6 protein-coding genes are annotated in these 24,689 nt (G+C 51.8%); 1 reads left to right on the top strand and 5 read right to left on the bottom strand.

Annotated elements, in window-relative coordinates:
- The 3 genes from N6G83_RS49275 to N6G83_RS49265 all read right to left on the bottom strand — a co-directional run bounded on the left by N6G83_RS49275 (position 1) and on the right by N6G83_RS49265 (position 2,543).
- Positions 1 to 462, bottom strand: coding sequence for a YjiG family protein (locus N6G83_RS49275; RefSeq protein ID WP_037434993.1), 462 nt, complete (start codon positions 460 to 462; stop codon positions 1 to 3).
- Between the two features lie 16 nt (positions 463 to 478).
- A complete protein-coding gene (locus tag N6G83_RS49270) occupies positions 479 to 1,213 on the bottom strand; it encodes a nucleoside recognition domain-containing protein (RefSeq protein WP_024529096.1) in 735 nt (244 codons plus the stop codon).
- 559 nt (positions 1,214 to 1,772) lie between these two features.
- Complete coding sequence (locus tag N6G83_RS49265; protein WP_211134466.1) at positions 1,773 to 2,543, bottom strand: histidine phosphatase family protein; 771 nt, start codon at positions 2,541 to 2,543, stop codon at positions 1,773 to 1,775.
- A 475-nt stretch (positions 2,544 to 3,018) separates the two neighbouring features.
- Here N6G83_RS49265 and N6G83_RS49260 point away from each other — a divergent pair, with 475 nt between their 5' ends.
- On the top strand, positions 3,019 to 4,410 hold the full coding sequence (locus N6G83_RS49260) for a Xaa-Pro peptidase family protein (protein WP_211134467.1): 1,392 nt from the start codon (positions 3,019 to 3,021) through the stop codon (positions 4,408 to 4,410).
- Positions 4,411 to 4,460: 50 nt separating this feature from the next.
- Here the strand turns inward: N6G83_RS49260 and N6G83_RS49255 are convergent, their stop codons facing one another.
- A complete protein-coding gene (locus N6G83_RS49255; RefSeq protein ID WP_211134468.1) occupies positions 4,461 to 5,120 on the bottom strand; it encodes a 4'-phosphopantetheinyl transferase family protein in 660 nt (219 codons plus the stop codon).
- Between the two features lie 68 nt (positions 5,121 to 5,188).
- On the bottom strand, positions 5,189 to 24,541 hold the full coding sequence (locus N6G83_RS49250; RefSeq protein ID WP_260524233.1) for a non-ribosomal peptide synthetase: 19,353 nt from the start codon (positions 24,539 to 24,541) through the stop codon (positions 5,189 to 5,191).
- Positions 24,542 to 24,689 lie beyond the last annotated feature (148 nt).

Here is a 24,689-nt window from a genome sequence, read left to right as displayed (position 1 = left end):
CTAGATAAAAATGTGCATCAGCAACATGGCACCGAAGGCATTCAGTACCGAGATGGCTATCATCAACGGGATCAGTTTGGCGTTGGTGCCAATGACCCCAAGGATGCGTCCGGCATACTGGATCTGGGACCCCATCAGATAGATGGCCGGTGCCAGAATAGCCAGATGTTCTCCAGTCAGGATCCCGCTATCGAACAGGCTGACGGCTACGCCAATCCCACCGCCCATTGACATCCAGCCTCCGATCAGGACCGCTGCCGCCTCGCCCGGCAAGCCGAACAGCTGCATCAGGGGAGCAAAAATGAAAGCCAGCCCGTCCAGTGCGCCAGTGATGGTCAGCGCCTTGATCACCACAAAGGCCATCAGAACATTGGGCAAGGTACTGGTTGTAGCAATGGTCCAGCCTTTGCGCGCGCCAGCAACAAAAACATCGGTGATCATGGGTTTGGATTCAGTCGTCATGCTCATGGTGCTCTCCCTATGCCTTATGGATTTCAGAAGATGCGTTATCTTGACGACGCATTTTCAGCAACAAACGAAAAATATTCGCGCCAACGATTTTCATAAAAAACATGACGAGGATGCACAGGCCGATCGAGGCGGGAACAGCCAGGGTGCCGTCAGCGGCGACCAAAGTGAACAAAATGGCGCCGGAGGAGAAAAAGTTGGTGATCATTGCGCCTGCAGAAAACTGAAACATGGTGAAAACGTCTTTTTCATTCTCAGTAATCTGCGCCTCATCAGCCAGCTTGCGTGTCAGTGAGGCACCAACATCCGTGCTCTGCAAGCTGCCGATCAGTGCCAAACCGGTATTACCGCGCAGTCCCAGCAACGGGCGCAACAGTGGAGTTAACAGTTTACGTGCCGCATTCAGAGCACCGTAGTGCTCCAGTACATTGATCATGCCAAGGGCAAACATGACAGCAGGTATCAGGCCGAAGGCGAAGAGAAAACCATCCATGGCACCATTACCGCCGGTACCACGAAAGGTACTGTTGGAAACGTTTAATGCCTCGTTGCTTTGAGTCACACCACTGACGACTCGTCCGAAAGACCCGTTCAATGTCGTGAAATCAAACACGCCATACCATTCTTTACCGCCGAGAAGCCCGGAAAAGAATACCATGGCAAAAAGTAGCGCCACGTAGGCTCCCCAGCGAACGGGAGCCATTTCTGTAGCAGAGGAGGTAATATTTTGTTGCTGTCCGCTCATGTTATTTCCTTATCAGAGTGTCACAAAATAACCCAGTGCCAGTCATAACAGCATCGGCTTATGAATAGTCTACTGTGTGTATTTTTTGTTCATGCGCATCCTGATGGCGATCAATAAATCCTGCACAAAGGAAAATTTAACTTATAAAACATGACGTTGTTGGCATTTTATTCTGTCCAAAATAACGATTTATTAATGAAATCATGACAAATTATGTGTAGTTATTACCGAATATGTTCACAACATGGTCTGATTCAGTCTGCTCATAGCATTGCCAACGGGTGCATTACTTGACCAACAGTGTTGTGATTTTTTTATTAATTTTTAATGTTTAATTAAATTAGCAGACTCATAATTAGAGTTTGCATTTTCGCCTTGGCTTATGCATTGATGTGCGTCGGGTTAAGTTCCTGCGCAGAAAAAAAGCCGAAAACCAGCATCAGGGACTAAATGATCTTATCTATATGATGATGTGACAAGATTGCCGCTGATGCTGGTTAGATATTGAGGGTTATGGATACATAGTATTCTATTTAATTACCTTTAGCTCACCGCCCAATCAGAGCTTTGCACCTTTTTCTACATAGCTCATATCGCCCAGTTTACCTACGGTAAATTCACGGTTTTTATAAGTAATCTGCGTAACGCTAGCATTAGACAGTGGCCCAACAATGGGTGTAGAGCTCATATCCGCTACCATGGCCAGAATGGCTGCGCCATGTGAAACCAGGAGTACGTTACCGCCCCCTTGAGCTGCCGTTTCCTCAGCAATAGTTTTTAGCTCTGATTGCATACGTGCTTTGACGGTGGCAAACGTTTCGGCTTCACCGCTGGTATCGACCAGAGCAACACCGCCGAACATCTTGGCAAATGGCAATTTCCCTTTGGCAAAATCACCGAATAGCGCTTTTTCCGACTCATAGCCAAGCTTGGTGGCGATTGCTCCCCACATATTGGCATCGAGATCGCCTTCGTAAATACCGAAGCAGAACTCACGCAATTTCTCGCTTTCAACGATGTCCAACTGCTGCCCTTTTGCGGCTAATATAATACGTGCAGTTTGACGCGCCCGCCCCAGATCGCTGGCATACACCTTTTTGAATTCAACATCCTTCAGCCCCTTGCCAAGTTGTTCAGCAACCGTAACGCCTGCGGCAGTCAACGGGGTATCTGCCCAACCCTGAACCCGATGTACGGTATTAAACATGGTTTTCCCATGGCGGGTAACATAAATGGTGACTGTATTATCACCGACTGTTTCAGCGTAAGCCAAGAGCGGGCTAAAAATAAGCGAAGACAATAGAGCAAGTAATAGTGAAAACCGTTTCATGGTTATTTCCTCAATGGTTTTAGTTTGTATTATTGTTGGTCTTCCGTAGATGGATCATATATCCCCCTACATCAGACGAATAGTTTTAAACGCAAGCGGGTTATACCGTACATCAGGCTAGCCACGTTTTATTGGTCACTCACTCCATCAATAATTTCTTTTGCTGGTCGTTCATACCTCATCACTCTCTGTCGTGTTGCCGGGGTGCCAGCCTGTTGTATAAGCCGATCTTGAGGCAAAAAAAAACCTAAACCTCGGGTGGCGTGCTAACTAATAGCCAACACCACCCGAGGTTTAGGTTTTGCCTGTTAAACAGTAACAATCCTGATTTACAGTCCAATACGCTAACAGTTTGATAAATGAATGCAAGAACTCAAACCTATAAAAGTAGAAACTGTGATCAAATTAACGCTAAGCTGTTTTACACTGGCCAATAAGTCTTAACCAAAAGCTCCCACCAGGCAGAGAGGATCACATGAAAAAACAGCAAGTAAGCCTAAAAACAATCCCAGAGCCACAAAAGGACTGTTCTGGCGTGCCCGTTGCGCTAACGGATGAAACCATCCAACAAAGAAAAACCCACATCCTCAACAGGATGAAGCAGCGTGGGCTTGATCAACTGGTGATTTACTGTGATGTGGAGCACGGTGGTAATTTTGAATATCTGGTTGGCTTTTTCACCCGCTTTGAAGAAGCCTTATTGATTATCAACGCCGATGGCGAAATGACGCTAGTGCTAGGGAACGAGAATCTCAATAAGGTCAGCAAAGCGCGGATCCAAGCCAAGGCGGTACATCTATCTCAATTCTCACTGCCAAATCAACCCGGCAGAAGCGATAAGTCGATTAAAGAGCTGCTGGTTGAAGCTGGTATTCGGGAAAATGCCCGCACCGGCCTGGTTGGCTGGAAAATGTTTACCAACGGGCCTGAAATCGACAAGAAAATCTACGACCTCCCGTCATTTATTGTCGATACCCTCCGTAACATTGTCGGTGATGAGGCCTGTTTATCCAATGAGACCGACTTGTTTATCGGCGAGCACGGGGTAAGAACGGTCAATAATGCCAACGAGGTGGCTCACTACGAATATGGGGCCGCATTAGCCTCCGATTGCATTCTGGATGCCATGAATAAGCTGGCCCCGGGCGTCACAGAGCAAGCGTTAGGGGATTGCCTGGTGCGCTTTGGCCAGCACCCGAGTATCGTCACCATTGCTTCCAGCGGCCCACGCTTTATTAAAGGCAACCTGTTCCCAACCGACAACACCGTGAAGTACGGTGATACGATCTCTTTAACCGTAGGCTATCGCGGCGGGGCCTCCAGCCGGGCAGGCTATGCGGTCAATGCTAATGGTGAGTTATCAACAGAGGCGAAAAACTATCTGGATGCGGTCGCCAAGCCCTACTTCTCGGCCTATGCCCATTGGCTTGAAGTGATAAGCGTTGGCATGCGTGGCGGGGAGCTGTTTGATCACGTGGAAGCGGTCTTACCGCGCTCAAAGTATGGTTGGTCGCTTTGCCCAGGGCACTTGACCGCTGAAGAAGAGTGGATGTCTTCGCCTGTTTATCAAGGCTCCCAGCAACCCCTACTGAGCGGTATGATCCTGCAGATTGATATCATTCCTTCAGTGCCCAACTTTGGTGGCGTTTCTGCCGAAAGCACCGTGCTACTGGCGGATGAACAGCTGAAGTTGGAGATCCAACAACAGTATCCACAGCTGTGGCAGCGGATGCAGCAGCGTAGAAAATACCTGATCGAAACATTGGGGATAACGCTGTCAGCAGATATCTTGCCGATGTGCAGCACCGTTGCCTATTTGCGCCCTTATTTGCTGGACAAGGACAGTGCTTTTGTCTGCCAGAGCTGAGCGCGCCGCCATATCGCATACGGCTTTGGCAGAAAACGGCGACGATTAAGTCAGGCCAACAAAGCGTCAAAGGCTAACGAAAACAGTGCGGTTTCATAGGATGTTGAGGCGCAGGATAATACATATTCCCCCCCGATGTCCTGTGAGGACAAATACCACCGTTTTTCAGCAACATCGACGGTTAAGCCATTGGCAAAAGGGTGAGGTAAGGTAAACGTGGTCGGAGATAAAGCAAAACCCCGACCATCCGCTTTTATGATGGCTTCTTTCAACGACCACAGACGAAAGAAATCAACGTTTTCCCCCTGAACGAGTTGTGTAAACTCCTCAGGGGTAAGCACATCCTGGTAGTCACGTATGTCAATGGGGACTCTTTTTTCCACATCAACGCCGATATCCCCCTGCGTAGTATAGGCACATACGGCCCAGTCCCCCGCATGGGAAAGATTAAACCCCCCTTTCATTCCCATCACAGCAGGCTTGCCATAGCGGTTATAGTGCAGCCTGGGAAAATGACTTCCCTGATAACCAACATGTTTTTTTAATGCATAACGTAGCAACATTCTCCCCAATAATGACCGGCGTTTATCGTCATCAAATCTAAACCGATCGAATAAGATCCGTTGGTCTCTATCAAGATAATCCCGCTGCGAATAAAGCAGTTCGCTGCTTAGCTCGTCAATACGAGAGCAGTAGATATAATTGGTCATGTTCTTTACCCCTTCACCGACAGCATGCTGGGCAGGTAATAGACCCCCTGCCCAGCGCCAAGAAAGAATTAGCGGATATGGCTAATCAACTCATCCTCCCTTTCTAGCAAGGTAAAGTGACTGGCTGCTATTTCAAACAGCTGTAGTTGGGCGATATTTTCAACACCAGTATCAATGTTGTTAAACCGATATTGCTGGTATTCCTCATTATCTATCTCCTCTGTCGCCTTAAACAGCACGATCTGCGTATGTTTTAACACGGCAGAAAGTGGCTGTGCATTCAACACCTTATCGCTTATGGCAACCGATTCGACATTATGTCTTAAATAATGTGGGATTTGTAACCGCTCCATCATAGAGTCCAGGTTAAAGGATGAATCATTACGCAGATAATGATCTTCGCTTAACAACCAGGTATCCAGCAGATAGACAGTGATCGCCTTAACCCCACGCGCTTCTAAATTGGCCGCGATCTCCAGTGCAATCTTCCCGCCCAACGACCAGCCTAATAAAGTGACCGGTTGGGTGATATCAAGCACGCGATCGATATGCTCCAGATAGAAACGTGCCAATTCATCAAGCCGCTCGACCTTCTGCTCGTGATAGAAGTTATATGAGTCAACCCCATAACAGCAGTAACGCTCACTCAACCTATTGGCCAAGGATTGGTAGACCGAACAGTTCCCCATCCCAGGGTGAACCATAAACATCTGTGGTTTTTGCGTTACCGTACTAAATGGCACTATCACCTCAAAGGACTTCCCCTGAGCCTGTGCAATGGCTTGCGATAACTCGCTTAGGGTGCGCGCATTGATAATATCAAGCAGACGTATTTTAACCCTCAGCACCTGGTTAATCCGGTTGTTCAACCTCATCGCCAGGATGCTGTTGCCGCCCAACGCAAAGAAGTTATCCTCCATGCTGATTGCCTCAAAGGAAACTTGCAGCGTATCGGCGAGTAACTCACACAGCGTTTTTTCAACCTTGTTATCCGGCGCCACGTAGGTCACGGAATGGGTTATTTGCGGCTCAGGTAACAACCTTCTGTTCAGCTTACCGTTGGAGGTCACCGGCAGCGCCGTCAAATGAACGAATACGCCAGGTACCATATAATCTGGCAGGGTTTCCCGCAGATGAGCGCATAGCTTTTCGGTGGAAATTTCCTGCGCGGCAACATAATAAGCCACCAGATATTTATCGTTGCTGCCACGCTCACTGGCGATCACCACCGCATGATTCACGTCCGGATAGCTGGCCAGGCGCGTCTCGATCTCGCCCAGTTCAATACGGTAACCGCGCACTTTAACCTGGAAATCATTACGGCCCAGATATTGGATATTGCCATCGGCTAAATAGCGTACCACGTCGCCGGTTTTATACATCCTGCCATTGTAACCCCGTCGCTTTTCCTCACTGTTCTGGAATGGGTTACTCAGGAAAACCTTATCCGTCAATGGCTTATTATTCACGTAACCTCTAGCAACACCGACGCCACCAATGAATAACTCGCCAATAGCCCCCGGTGGAATGGGTTGCATTTGTGCATTCAGCACGTAGGCGGAAGTATTGTCGATCGGCTTACCGATTAACACATCCTTGATGGAGCGTGCGTTACAGTCGTAGAACAGCACATCCACCGTCGCTTCCGTTGGGCCATAGAGATTGTGGATCTGGCAATGCGGCAGTAAGCGCTGGCATTTTCTGACTTCCCCCACGTTTAACGCCTCTCCGCTGCAAAACAGGTAGTTAAGGCTGCCCAGTTTTGCCTGCAACGCACTCTGCCCTTCCAGGGTTTCAAGGAATGCCGACAGCATTGAAGGAACGAAATGGAGCGTCGTGACCTGTTGCTGTTCAATCAGTTCTGCCAGATAGACATTATCTTTATAGGCCTCCTGCGAGGCAAAAACGGTACAGGCCCCGAACCAGTTAGCCCAGAAAAGCTCCCACACTGAAACATCGAAGGTGTAGTTGGTCTTTTGCAAGATACGATCCTGCGCAGTGATCGGATATTGCTTGTGCATCCAGACAATACGGTTGATCACACTGTGATGCTCTAGCATGACGCCTTTAGGATTGCCCGTGGTCCCGCTGGTATAGATGATGTAAGCCAAATCGGTAGACCGCACCGATGAAGGCTGGTTTTCGCCTGGGTAGCGGGCAATATCAGCTGACGTTTCCCGATCGGCGACATCAATAACGGTTCGGCCGGTTGCCGCTAGGGCAGCGGCTTTCTCATCGCCGGGGTGTGCCGTCAAGATGATATCAATACCGGCGTTGTCCAGCATGTAGCTCACCCGGTCATCCGGTGCCAGCGGATCCAGTGGTACGTAAGCGCCCCCCGCCTTGAGAATGGCCAGTATCGCGACCTGCATATACTCAGAGCGGTTTAAACACAACGCCACCAGATCGCCAGTGCGGACAGCAAAGCGTTCTCTCAAGTAAACCGACAAGCGGTTAGCCCGTTCATTCAACTGCCGATAGGTCAGGCTCACGCCCTCAAACACCAGTGCGATATTCTCTGGGGTTCTTGCGACCTGTGCCTCGAACATTTCGTGGATCGTCATATCCCGTGGGTAATCGCATTCGGTGCGGTTCCCCTGGCAGATGATTTGCTCGTATTGCGTCGTATCCAGGTACTGGAGCTCCGCAAGGGAACGCCCCTGCCTGCACAGCGTACCCAGTTGGCGCAGGATATGCTGATAGGTCGCAATGTAGTTCCGCATCGTTTGCCCGTTGAACAGGGCCGTCGCATAGTTGAAGACGCCACCGATCGCCTCTTCACTGTCGTCCATCATCACGGTCAAATCGAACTTCGCCGCCCGATACGCCCCTTCTTGCGCATCATACTGCTCGAACAGGCTTTCTCCTTCGGTACGTCCTGCTGCGCCAAACGATTGGAGACTGAACATCACCTGGAATATCGGGTGCCTTGAACTGTCCTTTTCCGTTTTCAGCACTTCCACCAGCTTTTCAAAAGGCAGATCCTGATGGGTATGCGCTTCACTGACCTGCTGCCCCGTTTCGCCAATAAATTCTCTGACCGTTTGGCTGACGTCTATCTGCCTTCTCAGGACCAGCGTATTGACGAACAGGCCCAGGGTGTCTTCCACCCCCGGGTAATGCCTGCCCGCTATCGGTGTCCCCAACACGATATCCTGCTGGTTACTGTAAACCCCCAGCAGCAGGTAATAGCCGCTCAGCAGTACCGTGTACAGGCTGACGTTCAACGAGGCAGCCAACGCCCGCAGCTCGGCACTGGTCGCCGCATCCAGCTGGAAGGTGATATCGTCGCCACGGTAATCCAATTGCAGTGGGCGCACATGGTCCGTCGGCAGGTTGAGCGGCTCATGGTCCGCCAGTTGCCCATGCCAGTAGGCCAGTTGCTTGTCCAGCGTGGCACCTTGCAGGTGTTGGCGCTGCCACAGTGCAAATTCCCGGTACTGCACTGGCGGGGCCGGGAGTTCATGGCTGGCCTCTCCGGTGAACACGCGGTAATAGTGCAGCAACTCTTTTAACAGCAGATCTACCGACCAGCCGTCAAACGCGATGTGGTGAATGACGATGCTGAAGTAGTGGCTCCCCGCCAGCGTATAACTGCTGGCTGCAATTGGGCACTCCTGCGCCAGATCAAACACCCGGTGCTGATGCTCATGCAGCCGCGCATGCAGCGCTTGCACGCTGTCGCATGTTTCGTGCGATATGCTCAGTGAGAATGTCTCAGCTGGCAGGATCCGTTGATACCCTTGCCCGTCGTCGTCACACAGGATCAGGGTGCGCAGCACTTCATGCCGGTCAACCACCTTCATCAGGGCCTGTGCCACTTTCTGCGGATCGGTACCGGCCTGCAGCTTGAGCGTCAGCGGGATGTTGTAGGCGTTGCTGCCTTCTTCATAACGGTCGATAAACCACAGGCGCTCCTGGGCAAACGACAGCCGCTGTTCCTCAGGCCTGGCGATCGACGGTGCCTGGATGATCTGGCTACCCTGCGCGGTATTATCAATAAATGCCGCCAGCGCACGGATGGATCTCAGGCGGAACAGGTCAGAGACATGCACACTTTTTTCTAACGCGCGGGTCAAACGGCCCACCAGCTTGATCGCCAGAATGCTGTTGCCCCCCAGGCGATAGAAGTCGTCCAGCACGCTGAGGCTGTCCTGCGGGAGGGCGAGCAGCTCGGCGAAGACCTCGGCCAGTTGCTGCTCGGTCGCCGTCGCTGGTGCTACCCGATCTGCCTGCGCCTCAAACGTCGGGACCGGCAAGGCGGCACGATCAACCTTGCCGTTGACGGTCATCGGTAGCGACAGCAGGTGAATCAGGGCCGACGGCACCATATAGTCCGGCAGAACCTGTTGCAGATGGGCGCGCAACGTCTCCTGTTCCAAGGGGGCCTGCGCGACGTAGTACGCCGTCAGATAGGTATGCCCCGCCGGATTCTCGCTCGCCAGGACCAGTGCCTGCTGGATGGCAGGATGCTCGATCAGCCGGGCTTCGATCTCCCCCGGCTCAATACGGAAGCCACGGATCTTGACCTGGAAGTCATTGCGGCCCAGGTATTCGATATTACCGTCCGGCAGGTAACGGCCCCGGTCCCCGGTTTTGTAAAGGCGGGCGTTTTCACCACGGCTGCGTTCGGCATCGCTGCGGAACGGATTGGCAATAAACGCGTCCGCTGTCGCCTGCGGGTTATTCAGATAGCCGCGTCCAACGCCAGCACCGCCGATATACAACTCACCAATCGCACCTTGTGGGACGGGGCGTAGGTGACGATCCAGCAGATAGACGCAAACGTTGTTGATCGCCTTGCCGATATTGGTATTGGCATCACCAGGTTGATAGATCCGCGCCGTCGCCCAAACGGTGGTTTCGCTAGGCCCGTAACCGTTGATCAAACGGACTCCGGCCTCACAGTAGCGGTCAATCATCGCCGCATCGATACACTCCCCACCAACGACCAGCGTGGACAGTTCCAGAAGTTCATTTTGTGCCAGTAACGCCGGAGGAATAAAGGCGAAATCGATAGCGTGATCCCTGATATAGGCAGAGAGCGCGATAAAGTCGAGACGTTGGTGTTCTGCCAGAATATGTAGGCAATGGCCATTCAACAAGGCACAGAAAACATCCAGCGCATGGGCATCGAAAACATATTCCGAGTACCACAACGTGTTTAGCCTGGCAGCCTGCTCATAGCCCGTAGGCATACCTAGCAGGTCTGACTGCCCTTGCGCCAGGTTGATTAACGAGTGATGTTCAATCATCACCCCTTTTGGCCGGCCAGTGGTTCCGCTGGTAAAGATGATATAAGCCAAATCGTCTGGCTGCGTGCGTGACGGTACATTGCTGTCGTCGAGCTGCGCCAGCCTGTTGGCCAATTGCGGGTTATCAATATCCAGCAGAGGGAAACCACAGCCAGCGATGCGTGCATCATAATGCTGCTGCGTCAGGATCAACACCGGTTTAACGTCGTCAACCAGCAGACTCAAGCGCTCCAACGGTGCCTGAGGGCTAATCGGGACATAGGCCGCCCCGGCCTTGAGCACGGCCAGCATGGCAATGACCATATGGGTCGACTTATCAAAATAGAGGGCAATCGCGCTGTCAGGCTGTATCGCAAAGTTCGCCTGCAGGTAAGCCGCCAACTGGTTCACCCGCTGATTTAACTCGCGATACGTCAACCGAGTATCCTGATATACCAACGCCAAAGCATCCGGCGTTCTGGCAGCCTGCTCTTCAAACATCTGACCGACCAGTTTATTCCGCTCCACGGCAACCTGAACCCGCGGCTGGTTTGCTACCAGCTGCGTATAGTCCTCCTTCGTCAGCAGCGATAACGCCTGGGGAGCCATGGCCGGGTCCGCGATCAACTGCTGTACGGTGAGCCGAATTCCCTGCAGCACGCCTTCAATGGCCGAACGGCTGAACAGCTCGCCCGCATAGTTGATCTTGAACTCAATCCGTCCATCCTGTTCGTACACCATGATGCCCAGCGGGTAATCCAGTTTTTCATCACTGTCCTCAAACTCGAGTTTGAACAGGCTCTCGCCGTTATCGGCAGGCACCGGATAGTTTTCAAACACGAATAGCGAGTTGAACAGACGTACCCCCGCCTTTTGCAGTGTGATCAGGCTGATATTGCTGTAGCTATTGATGTCATTAATATGGGCCTGCAGGCGTTTGACATTGTCGATGATCGCCTCATCGGTATGTGCCAGAACGACAGGCAACGTATTGATATATAACCCAACAGAGCGCTCTATCTCCTCCACCGGCAGATTACGGCCAGACACCGTCATGCCCACAATCGTCACGTCCGCGTGGCTATAAAGGCTGAGCTGTTGGTGCCAGCAATACTGCATCAGCGCATTCAACGTCACGCCATGCTGCCGCGAGAGCGCCTTCAGCCCGTGATAAAGCTCACCGGCCAATGCGGTCGACACGCTCTGAGGGTCTTGTAAGTGTTTATATTCACTTAAATTGACGTGCTTCATCTCAGGCTTTAGCAGGCCGGTGAGATTCTCTTGCACTTCCAAGCCACCCAGATAGTTTTGCCAGAACTGCTCGGTTTCCTGGCTAACCGTCTGTAGCAATGCCTGCGCCTCCAGATAACTTTGATCTGCGGCTTGCTCCGGCGCGCTTCCCTGTTGCAGGGCCAGATAATTTTGGTGCACGTCGTTAAGCAAGATCGGCAGGCTCCAGCCGTCCAGAATCGCGTGATGGTTATTAAACAGACAAATGTAGTGTTCGGCCGCGCACTTAACGATATACAGCCGGAATAACCCGCTAGCAGACAAATCGAAATGGGTCTGCTGATCCTGCTTGATGAGTTCAGCCACGGTGCTTGCTCGTGCACGTTCGTCCTGCTCACTGATATCGATAAACTGCCAACCAAAGGTGCCTTGCTTATCGACAATCTGCACAAACTCTTCCTGCCAGGAGAATCTTAGCCGCAGCGCCGGATATTTCGCCTGGCTGCATTGCCACGCCCGTTTTAACAGCTCGACATCCAACGCATTGCGATAGTGCCAGACCATTTGCGTACGATAGGCGTTGTCGATGTCGCCTTGCAGTACGTAATGATAAATAAATCCTTGCTGCAGGCTGTTAGCCGGATAAATCGCCGCCACCTCTTCATCCTGCTGGAGGTGCGCTAACAATTCACCGGAGACCACGCCATTAACATCAGACTCGGTGAGATAAGAGCGAGATGACCGTTTAAGCTCATCGATCAACTGGATTAACCGCTGGCGATAAGTCGTGGCGAACAGTTCGAGCTGTTCCGGGCTGAGATCACCCTCGACCAGGAACTGTAATTGACCATTGAGCACACCGCCATTCAGCGCTAAAAAGTCCGTTGTGCGGTTATTCGCTGATAATGCCGACCCCGTAGATTCCTGAACAAACGCCCACTCGCCATCCCGTTCATCACCATCAAACTGGCCAAGGTAGTTGAAGCTCACTGCCGGCAATGCCTGCGCATCATAGCCAACCAACACGCCATAGCCTAAGCCATGGTGAGGAGGGGTTCGCAGCCTGTCTTTAATCAACGGTAAATTGCGTACAAGGTCACGATGCTCAATACGCAGATTGACCGGATACATGCAGGTAAACCAACCGACGGTATTATTGATATCCACATCGTCAAACATCGCCTCTCTGCCATGCCCTTCCAGCAGGACATACTGGCTGTCACCGCCAACCACCTGCGACAACGCATCCGCCAGTACGGTCAGCAGAATGTCGTTCACCTCTGTGTGATAAACATGATGAAGGTCTCGCAACAGACAACCGGTTTGCTGTTGCGACAGGCTTATCATCGTACGATTGAGCGTCCCCACGCGATGGGCGTCCAAACGCTGGTGCCAGGCGTCCACATCCGTGGTCAGGTTCTCCCAGTAGTGCCTCTCATCCCTATGGTTGTTCACGGCAACGGCTGGGTAGTTTTGCAGTGAGTTGACCCATTGGCGGTAACTCGTGCCTTTCGGGCCCAGGATAGTTTGCGCATCAGCCGTCGCATCAAGGTTATCGCTTTGTGCTGCAAAGAACAGGTAAAGCGTGCGTAAGTCATGGTTAATAATCCGCCAGCTGACCGCATCAATATTGAGATGGTGTACCGCTACATGGATACGCGCAGTCTCGTCAGCGTAGCCTGTAATATAACCGATATGGAACAGTGGCCCTTCTGCCAGGCAAAAACGGTTCTGCCAGGCCGTCAACTGCGCATCGAGCTGAACGGCTGTGAAATCCTGTTGATTGATCGCATCAAATGGTAACGTTGCTATCGTTTGACGGTAGTGGCCGACAGCGGCATCTTTCGGGTAAACGGCACGCAAAATGTCATGGTATTCAACCAGTTTAGCCACGCTCAAACGCAGTAACTCAACGTTTAACGTTGGCACTTTAACCATAAATGCCTGGTTCCAATGCCCAGCATCAGGCAATTTCCCCGACTCAACGGCCTGGAAGAACCAGCGCTGGATCGGCGCCAAGGGTAGCTCATCCGCCAGCATGCCCGCCTCTGACTGGATAACCGGCAAATTGTCCCCCTGACGTTGCAGCAGATAAGTGCTCAATGCTTTGGCCGTTCTGTGGGCAAAGATGTCTTTCACCGTGAGATGGTGGCCAGATAACTTTTTGAGTTTATTCGCCAGTTGGATACTGCTGATACTGTCCCCGCCCAAGCGGAAGAAATCATCGGTGATCCCTACCGCATAATCCTTAAGCTGTAATACCTCCGCAAATACGCGGCAGATCAGCATTTCACTCTCGTTGGCTGGGGCCACGTAGTTCGCCTCATCCGTTAATATCGGCAGAGGTAAGGCTTTGCGATCCAACTTATTGTTCATGTTCATCGGCAATGCCGTTAAATGAACAAACGCCGTAGGGATCATATAGGCGGGTAAACGCTGTTGCAGATGCTCAGATAGCACATCTGCTGGCAATGCGTCTGGCGCAACATAATAGGCCACCAGGTACTTTTGCCCCGAGTCATGCTCCAGCGCCAGGACCACTACCTGTTCAATCTGTGGATATTGGGTCAGACAACTTTCGATTTCGGCCAATTCGATCCTGAAGCCACGGATCTTCACCTGGGCATCATTACGCCCAATATAGTCAATCTTGCCGTCGTTCAGGTAACGGACTAAATCGCCCGTTTTATACAGCCGATCGTGACGTCCTCGAGCTTTATCTTCATCACTTTGCAATGGATTGACGATAAACGCCTGATGAGTCGCCTCAGGGTTATTTAAATAACCACGGCCTACACAGTCCCCACTGATATAGAGCTCACCCACGGCACCCGCAGGGAGCGGCCGTAGACAACCGTCCAGAATATAAGCGTCAGCATTGCCTATTGGCCGGCCAATGATGGTATTGCTATCGCCCGTTTGGTAAACGTTCCTGGTGACAAAGACCGTGGTTTCCGTTGGGCCATAGCAGTTAACTACTTTTACCCCCTGAGCGCTATAGCGCTCCATCACGCTGCTACTGGCCACCTCCCCTCCCAGGATTAGCGTGGAAAGCCCCAGTGTTTCATTGTTATTTAGCAGCGCAGGGGGCACAAAGCCGATATCAATGGCATGTTGTTTAATGTAGGCAGCAAGCGCACCGAAATTCAAACGTATCTCTTTAGACAAGACATGTAAGCAATGGCCGGTCAGCAACGGGCTGAACACATCCAGAACATGCGCGTCAAAGGTATAGTTTGAATAGAAAAGGTAACTTTTTGTCGGCTCTCCAACCTGGCAGATCTCAGTGCCAAAGATACTCCGTTGCGCCTCCACAAGATTGGCGACAGAATGATGCTCAATCATCACCCCTTTAGGGGTTCCCGTCGTCCCGCTGGTATAGATGACATAAATCAGATTGTCAGGTTTGGTTTGGGTTGCCACATTAACCACCTGGTGGCTCGCAGCCCGCGTTATCAACTCAGGATCGTCCACGCACAGCAGCGCCGTCTTCTGTGGATCAATCAGCTTGGCCAGCGCCTCTTGCGTGCCCAACTCCGTCAGAATAACGCGGGAATGAATATTTTCTATCGTCCAGAGCATTCTCTCCGCGGGCATATCGGGGCTAAGCGGTACATAGGCGGCACCGGCCTTCAACACCGCCAGGATACTCACGATCATGCGCTCCGATCTTTCCAGGCAAAGCCCGATCAGATCGTCCGGTTGTAAAACAAACTGCGCTCTCAAGTAAGCCGCCAACCGGTTGGCGCGTTCATTCAACTGCCGATAGGTCAGGCTCCCCCCCTCAAACACCAGTGCGATATTCTCTGGGGTTCTTGCTACCTGCGCCTCGAACATTTCGTGGATCGTCATATCCCGTGGGTAGTCGCATTCGGTGCGGTTCCCCTGGCAGATGATTTGCTCGTATTGCGCCGTATCCAGATACTGGAGCTCCGCAAGGGAACGCCCCTGCCTGCACAGCGTACCCAGTTGGCGCAGGATATGCTGATAGGTCGCAATGTAGTTCCGCATCGTTTGCCCGTTGAACAGGGCCGTCGCATAGTTGAAGACGCCACCGATCGTCTCTTCACTGTCGTCCAGCATCACGGTCAAATCGAACTTCGCTGCCCGATACGCCCCTTCTTGCGCGTCATACTGCTCGAACAGGCTTTCTCCTTCGGTACGTCCTGCTGCGCCAAACGATTGGAGACTGAACATCACCTGGAAGATCGGGTGCCTTGAACTGTCTTTTTCCGTTTTCAGCACTTCAACCAGCTTTTCGAAAGGCAGATCCTGATGGGTATGCGCTTCACTGACCTGTTGGCCTGTTTCGCCAATAAATTCTCTGACCGTTTGGCTGACGTCTATCTGCCGTCTGAGGACCAGCGTATTGACGAACAGGCCCAGGGTGTCTTCCACCCCCGGGTAATGCCTGCCCGCTATCGGTGTCCCCAATACGATATCCTGCTGATTACTGTAAACCCCCAGCAGCAGGTAATAGCCGCTCAGCAGTACCGTATACAGGCTGACGTTCAACGAGGCAGCCAACGCCCGCAGCTCGGCACTGGTCGCCGCATCCAGCTGGAAGGTGATATCGTCGCCACGGTAATCCAATTGCAGTGGGCGCACATGGTCCGTCGGCAGGTTGAGTGGTTCATGGTCCGCCAGTTGCCCATGCCAGTAGGCCAGTTGCTTGTCCAGTGTGGCACCTTGCAGGTGTTGGCGCTGCCACAGCGCAAATTCCCGGTACTGCACCGGCGGGGCCGGGAGTTCATTGCTGGCCTCTCCGGTGAACACGCGGTAATAGTGCAGCAACTCTTTTAACAGCAGATCCACCGACCAGCCGTCAAACGCGATATGGTGAATGACGATGCTGAAGTAGTGGCTCCCCGCCAGCGTATAACTGCTGGCTGCAATTGGGCACTCCTGCGCCAGATCAAATACCCGGTGCTGATGCTCATGCAGCCGCGCATGCAACGCCTGCACGCTGTCGCATGTTTCGTGCGGTAGGGTCAGTGAGAATGTCTCTGCTGGCAGAATATGTTGATACCCCTGCCCGTCGTCGTCACACAGGATCAGGGTGCGCAGCACTTCGTGCCGGTCAACCACCTTCATCAGGGCCTGTGCCACTTTCTGCGGATCGGTACCGGCCTGCAGCTTGAGCGTAAGCGGGACGTTGTAGGCGTTGCTGCCTTCTTCATAACGGTCGATAAACCACAGGCGCTCCTGGGCAAACGACAGCCGCTGTTCCTCAGGCCGGGCGATCGACGGTGCCTGGATGATCTGACTACCCTGCGCGGTATTATCAATAAATGCCGCCAGTGCACGGATGGATCTCAGGCGGAACAGGTCAGAGACATGCACACTTTTTTCTAACGCGCGGGTCAAACGGCCCACCAGTTTGATCGCCAGGATACTGTTGCCCCCCAGGCGATAGAAGTCGTCCAGCACGCTGAGGCTGTCCTGCGGGAGGGCGAGCAGCTCGGCGAAGACCTCGGCCAGTTGCTGCTCGGTCGCCGTCTCTGGTGCTACCCGATCTGCCTGCGCCTCAAACGTCGGGACCGGCAAGGCGGCACGATCAACCTTGCCGTTGACGGTCATCGGTAGCGACAGCAGGTGAACCAGGGCAGACGGCACCATGTAGTCCGGCAGAACCTGTTGCAGATGGGCGTGCAACTCATCTTGCTCCAAGGGATCCTGTGCAACGTAGTATGCCGTCAGATGGGTATGCCCCGCCGGATTCTCGCTCGCCAGGACCAGTGCCTGCTGGATGGCAGGATGGTCGATCAGCCGGGCTTCGATCTCCCCCAGCTCAATACGGAAGCCACGGATCTTGACCTGGAAGTCATTGCGGCCCAGATATTCGATGTTACCGTCCGGCAGGTAACGGCCTTGATCCCCGGTTTTATAAAGGCGGGCATTTTCACCACGGCTGCGTTCGGCATCGCTGCGGAACGGATTGGCAATAAACGCATCCGCTGTCGCCTGCGGATTGTTCAGATAGCCGCGCCCAACGCCAGCGCCACCGATATACAGCTCACCAATCGCGCCCTGTGGGACGGGGCGCAACTGTTCATCGAGTATATACAGCTGGGTATTACTGATTGGCTGACCGATGGGAACGGTGTAATCAAACGCCTGCGACGCCGTATTGGTCAAATAGGCCGTGGCGTAGGTTGTCGTTTCCGTCGGCCCGTAAACATGCACCAACTTGACCTGCGGATAAAGCGCTCTAAAACGATTAACATGGTTAACGGACACCTGCTCACCACCGAACAGCAGGTAGTTCAACTGCTGCAAACCAGGCAGTTCAGCATCCACCAGCGTATTAAAGAAGGCGGTCGTGGCAAAGAAATTGCTGATCTGACGATCGACAATAAGCTGAGAGAGACGGTCTAAGTCCAGGATATTTGGCTTATCGGCAATCACCAACGCGGCGCCATTTAACAACGCCCCAAAGATGTCATAAATGGAGGCATCAAACTGATAGCCTGAAATGCCAAGAATGCGATCCTGTTCACCGATCTCAACATAATTGGGATTAATCACCAGCCGGTTCACACAGCGTTGCTCTATCAACGTCCCTTTAGGATATCCCGTCGTGCCACTGGTATAAATGACATACGCCAGATCGTGGGGGCCGGTATTGCTGCATGGGTTATCTGTTGCACAGCGCGCCAAACGCGCGGTGGTTTCCGGTGCATCAAGAGGGATAAGCATGGTGCCGGGTGCCATCTGGTCTAGCCTTTGCAAAGCCTGTCGTTGGCAAAGCACCGCTTTTACCTTGGCATCCGCAATAATATAGCCATTGCGCTCATCGGGGGAATCTGGATCCATCGGCACATAGGCCGCGCCCGCTTTCAGTATGGCCAGAATGCCAATGACCAACTGCTCACTGCGCTCAAGATAGAGACCCACGAGATCGTTGGCGCGTAGCTGGCAACATTGCTGCAAATAATGCGCTAGCCGGTTCGCCTGTTGATTTAACTGTGCGTACGTTAACACCACGTCGTTAAATTCTACGGCGATGTTGTCTGGTGAGGCGGCCACGCGAGCTTCAAACAGTGCGGCGAGGGTTTTATCATGCTCGTAGGGCCTGCGGGTATCATTCCACTGGTGGATCATCGTTTGATACTGCGCCGCCTGCAGATAAGGCAACTCGGTTTGAGACTGAGAGGCACCCTGAACAATATTTTCTACCAGCGTCCTCATCGTGTTCAGCAGTTGTTCGATCAGCACGTCATCAAACAGTTCACCGGCATAATGCAGGCTCAACGCCAGATGTTGCTGTTCCAACACGGTCACCACCAACGGATAATCTTGCTTCTCGTTAGCACTGCCGAAACGTAGCCGTAAATCGCTATCGATGTCCCCACTGGGCATCGGATAGTTTTCAAAGACGAACAAAGAGTTAAACAGGCGTTTACCTGCCGGTTGTAGCTCAGCCAGATTGACATGGCTGCGGGTGTTCGCCTCGTTAATCGCGTCCTGCAGGTTTTGAATAGCCGTGCGGATCGACACAGAAGCCTGATGATCGACGATCAGCGGCAGTGTGTTGATCAATAATCCTACCGTTTGATCCACGCCATCCACGGGCAGGTTACGGCCTGAAACCACCGTGCCAACGATGCTGGCCGCATTGCCAGAATAAATACTGAGCACTTTGTGCCAGCAATATTGCAATAGCGCATTCAGGGTTATCGCGTTCTCGGCGGTGAACGATTTCAGCTGTTGGTAACAAGGTTCATCAAACATCAACTGCTGTGTTTTCGGCGTTTTAATGTGCTTATATTCATTTAACTGAACGTGCTTCGCCTGCCCGCACAGCAAGATATTTAAATCTTCGGGTTCATCCTGTGGTGCCAGATAGTCCCGCCAATACGGTAAATGCTCGCTTTTGTTCGACTGTATATAGCGCTGAACCTGGTGGAAACCGTGGTCACCTTCCTGCTTCAACGTTTCACCACGCAACAATGCCAGATAGAATTTATGCACCGCTTCAATCAGTAGCGGGTTACTCCAGCCATCCATGATGGCGTGGTGGCAGCTGAAAATGCAGCGGTAACGTTCATCCGCATTTTTGACCACATAGACACGGAAGATCCCGCTGATCGACAAATCGTAAGGCCGTGCTCGATCCTGGGCAGATAAATCAGAGAAGAAAGCTTGCTGTTGGTGCTCGCTTTTTCCACTGAGATCAAAGAAATGCCAGTTCAGTGCAGCATGGGCATCAACAATCTGCACCAACTCTTCATCCCAATTAAACCGCAGGCGGAGCGTTGGATAATGCTGCTGAGCATGTAACCATGCCTGCTTCAGACAGGCGATATCGAGCGCATTGTCATAGTCCCAGAACATCTGGGTATGGTAGGCATCGTCGACTTCACCCTGCGATAGCGCGTGGTAAATAAAGCCTTCCTGCAAACTATTGGCCAGATACACCGACTCCAGCTCGGTATCACGCTGCAGAGCGTCAAGTGTTGCTTGAGGTATTACCCCGTCAATATCTCGCGCGGTCAGATAAGTGCGGCTTTCCGCCATCAGGCGCTCAATAACGCCTGCAATCGCCCCCTGGTAACGGCTCGCCAGGTGTTGCAATACTTCGTCTGCCAGGTAACCGGAGAGGCGTATTCTCAGTTCCCCCCCAACTACACCACAGTTGACGCTGAGCAGATGCGCTTCACCATTCTCATGCGCAACGGTTTGTCCGCTGTTTGTAGGGCTGAAGCACCATCCCTCCTGCTGCACCTCATCAAAGCGCCCTAAATAGTTAAAGCTAACCGGTGGCAGCTGGTCGGCGTCATACCCCATCAACGGCGCAAATCCAACGCCCCGGCGCGGGATCCCGCCAACGGTCTCTTTGACGGTCACGATCCGTTGACGCCAGTCCCCCTCGCTACTCAAGCGGACCGGGTACATTGTTGTCAGCCAGCCTACCGTACGGTTGATATCAACGCTGGTATCGAGCGCTTCCCGGCCATGGCCTTCCAACGTCAGATACTGGGTATGCAGCCCGGTAAACTCTTTGAGGATCTCAACAAAGCTCGCTAACAGAAGATCGTTGACCTGGGTATTGAACACATGATGCACCCCGCCCAACAGATGCTGCGTTAAGGTTTTGTTTAACGATAGCTCGCGTTGGCTCAAGGATGGCGAGGTGAAAAGCGGCGCTATCCGTTGGCGATAGTCACCAAGACCGCCAATCACAGTACGCCAATAAAGCGTTTCCTCATTGGCTCCCTGATGGTTGGCATAATCCTGTATCTGGGCAGCCCACTGACGATAACTGGTGGGTTTATCACCTAAAATCTCAACGGGATCGCTAATACCCGCCGCGTTTCCTGCCAGCGCGCGATAAATCCTCTCCAGATCCTGTTTGATGATATGCCAACTTACCGCATCCATAATCAGGTGATGGAAAGCAAAATGTAGCTTCGCCCGCGGCGCATTTTCACTGTTTATATAGCCAATATGGCACAGCTTACCGCCGAAGATATCAAACTCACTTTGCCACCGATCAAAGAGCGCGATTTGTTGCTCGGCACCCACGGGTTCATCAATAACCGACAGCGGTATTTCGCCGACGTCTGATTGGTAGTGCTGGCTGTAACCACCATCACTGTCATGCGCAAAGACCAGTCTCAGGGCATCATGATAGGCAAATAACAACGCCAGGCTCTTGTTGAGTATGCCAATATCCAACGGGGGAACATCCAGCACAAAGGATTGGTTCCAGTGCTGGTAAGCGGCAAAAGTCCCCTGATCGATACGATCGAAGAACCACTGCTGGATCGGCAGCAACTGCGCAGGGCCGCTCAACATCCCCGACTCGGAGAGATGTTTGATGTGATGTTCATCGGCATCCAGCACGATATTCCGGGCAAGTAAACGCACGGTTTTACAGTCAAAAATATCTTTGACGCTGGCCGCCCCTTTTAGCCTTTGACGGATCATTCTCACCATCTGAATAGCGCTGATACTGTCGCCGCCCAGCTTAAAGAAATCGTCATTAACGCCGACATGACCCGGCGCCTGGCCTAATATCTCACCATAGATCTGGCATAGCGCCATTTCCATCTCATCGGCAGGAGCGACATAGTCATCCTGCCCGCTCAGATCTGGCAGCGGTAACGCCTTACGGTTTAATTTACCGTTAACCGTCATCGGGAACGCCGTTAAATGAACATAGGCCATCGGGATCATATAGTCAGGCAAAGCATCCGCCAGGTGCCCAATGATCTGCTCTTTGCCCAAGGCAACATCCGCAACATAGTAGGCAACTAACGACAGCGCTCCCGTCGGGAGCCTATGTGCAATAACCGCCGATTGGATAATCTGCGGAATTTGCACCAGTTGCATTTCAATTTCGCTTAATTCAATTCTGAAACCGCGGATCTTCAGCTGAGAGTCTCGCCTGCCGACATACTCAATGTGACCGTCGGCCAAGCGGCGGACAAGATCGCCGGTTTTATACAGCCGTGTCGCTTCATTACGCTGCTTTTGCTCGTCGCTCTGGAAAGGATTGGCGATAAAGGCACGCTCGGTCTGCTGCGTATCATTCAGATAACCCCGGGCCAGGCCAACGCCACTGATATAAAGCTCACCGATCACACCGACGGGGACAGGTGCCAGGTGTTCATCTAAAACATGCACATCAAGATTCAGTAGCGGCAGGCCGATATTGAGGTTGCCATCGCCATTTTCGTAATAGTGCAACGTCGCACAGACACTGCTTTCCGTCGGGCCATAGGCGTTGATAACCGTTGTTCCCTGCGCACGATAACGTTGCATAATCTCACGATTACAAGGTTCACCAGCAACAACCAGAGTAGAGAGCGCTAAAAGGGAGTTTTTATCCAATAATGCCGGGGGAATAGTGGCAATATCAATGCGAGCATCGGCAATATATTCCGCTAACGCGTCAAAATCCTTGCGCTTATTTTCCGGCAAAATATGTATCACATGGCCATTGGCAATCGCCGTAAAGAGCTCAGAGACATGGGCATCAAAAACATAGGCGGCATACCAAAGACATTGCTTTATCGACTCCTCGTCAGGTGCCAAGCCAAACGCTTCGCCCTGAACCAGCGCCAGATTGATTAATCCCGCGTGTTCAATCATCACGCCTTTTGGCTTACCTGTCGTGCCGCTGGTATAAATAATATAGGCTAACTGGTGCAAATTTATGGCGATATCAAGGTTCTCTGACTGCTGCTGAGCAACCAGGTCGCGCTGAAACTGCGGGTTATCAACGGCAATAATCGGCACCTGTGGCAACTCTGCAATCTGATTCAAATAGCTCACGCTGGCGCTATCGCCCAAGATGGCTTTAGCTTGTGTGTCCTGCAGAATAAAACTTAACCTGTTCCCGGCCTCGCCAGGGTTAAGCGGAACATACGCTGCCCCCGTTTTGAGTATGGCAAGAATACATACGGGCATTGCTGCCGACTTTTCAAGGCACAGGGCGACGAAATCGCCGCTCTTGATCCGCAGTTCACATCTTAGGTAATCAGCCAGACGGTTGGCCTGTTGATTAAGCTGTTGATAGGACAGTGTTTGATTGTCATAGACAACGGCGTTGCGGGCTGGGTAAGTCGCGGCTATACGCTCAAATTGTTCGACAATCGAATGTTGAGGGACTTTAGCCCCGGCGCATACATGCTGGGTGTGGCGTGGCGGCTGCGCAATCAGCGTGATGGTCTTTATTGGCGTGTCTACTTCACCTGCAAGCAGCTTATCAAGCGTATTAATAAACAGATCTTTATACAGATCGATAAAATTCTCAACCAAAGAGGCATCAAGGACGTTGCGATCAAACCTGACGCGATAGTTGATACCACTCGCTAACACCTCCTGTTCAAATAACAGTTCATTCACCAGGTCAATATGGAAGTCGTGATTGGCCGACTCATCCACGATGCCACTAAAATGGGTATGATGATCACGCAGGAAAGTTTGGGCAAAAGCGACATCCAGTACACCGGTGGCCTCACCACAAGCCAGGATCTCATGGACAGGTAAATATTTGGCTTTTGTCTGCTTTAATGCTTTGTAATAACGATGAACACTGGCAATAACGCTACGGATAGTCGCATCATCCGCAAAGCGATAATCGATAGCCAAGGTATTGATATGCGCGCCATACAACAGCTCCTTACCTTCAGAGATCGCCACCGGGTAAGCGAGCGCAACGGCTTTTTGCCCTGACATTTTGTGTAACAGCAGTGCCATGACCATTTGCCCAAACAGGTAAGTGGTCAACTTATACTTGCGCAGTAACAGCTTTACGCGTCGGCTGATATCTTCATCAAAACCAAACAGTAACTCGCTGATCTGACGCCGGGTTGCAACGGTTGTAAGCTGGCGGCCTGTTTGTAAAAAGCGTAAATCAACGCCTTCAAGATCGCCCAGACGCTCGCGCCAGAACTCACGCATTTGCTCGCCTTTTTCTTGCAGAAGCGTGGCGAAATTATGGCAAAGCTGTTGGTGCATAGCCCCTTGATCTTGCAGCGATGGCACCTGATAGTCGATGCCATTATAGCGTTTACGCCATTTGTCCCAGATCTCTTCGGTACTGATGCCATCGACAACAATATGATGAAAAATAAACAATGTACGGTATCGTTCTTCCCCAAGAGAAATCAAATGTATCCGTACCAGCGGACCATTTCTTAAGTCAAAGGGGGCAGAGACTAACGCATAAATTTCTTCATCGGTTAACGGGGTGTCGTGATAGGTGACTAAATTGAAAAAGGGCTCTCTCGGTATCCAAAAGGCTCCATCAGGCCCGTCATCAATGTTATGACGGGTAATAAAATGCTCGTTAAGCAGCTGTTCAAAACTATCGTTATACTTTTTTTTGTCTATTTCGCCGACAATAGTATTGTCGATCACCATATTGTAATCGCTGCGATCGGGATCTTGTAGCCACTCATAATAAAAAATTGTCTGATAGGGGGTGAGCGTTATTTTTCTCATGTAACTCTCCATAATTATTTTACTCCTTGAGATTTTTTATTTATAAATATTTTGGCTGATTTGAGTCATAGCACGGCCAACACCGTGAGCAGCGACTCACAGCAATAGGTATCACCTGAACGTTATTGTGCCGAAGGTTCAGCAGTGC

Source organism: Serratia sp. PL7, assembly GCF_945957435.1.
Note: the sequence above shows the minus strand (reverse complement) of the source record. Positions and strands in the feature narration are given on the sequence as shown.

What these genes read in the sequence shown, in the direction of transcription:
- N6G83_RS49275 (WP_037434993.1), bottom strand. Translation starts at nt 462, where the DNA reads ATGACGACTGAATCCAAACCCATGATCACCGATGTTTTTGTTGCTGGC.
- N6G83_RS49270 (WP_024529096.1), bottom strand. Translation starts at nt 1,213, where the DNA reads ATGAGCGGACAGCAACAAAATATTACCTCCTCTGCTACAGAAATGGCT.
- N6G83_RS49265 (WP_211134466.1), bottom strand. Translation starts at nt 2,543, where the DNA reads ATGAAACGGTTTTCACTATTACTTGCTCTATTGTCTTCGCTTATTTTT.
- N6G83_RS49260 (WP_211134467.1), top strand. Translation starts at nt 3,019, where the DNA reads ATGAAAAAACAGCAAGTAAGCCTAAAAACAATCCCAGAGCCACAAAAG.
- N6G83_RS49255 (WP_211134468.1), bottom strand. Translation starts at nt 5,120, where the DNA reads ATGACCAATTATATCTACTGCTCTCGTATTGACGAGCTAAGCAGCGAA.
- N6G83_RS49250 (WP_260524233.1), bottom strand. Translation starts at nt 24,541, where the DNA reads ATGAGAAAAATAACGCTCACCCCCTATCAGACAATTTTTTATTATGAG.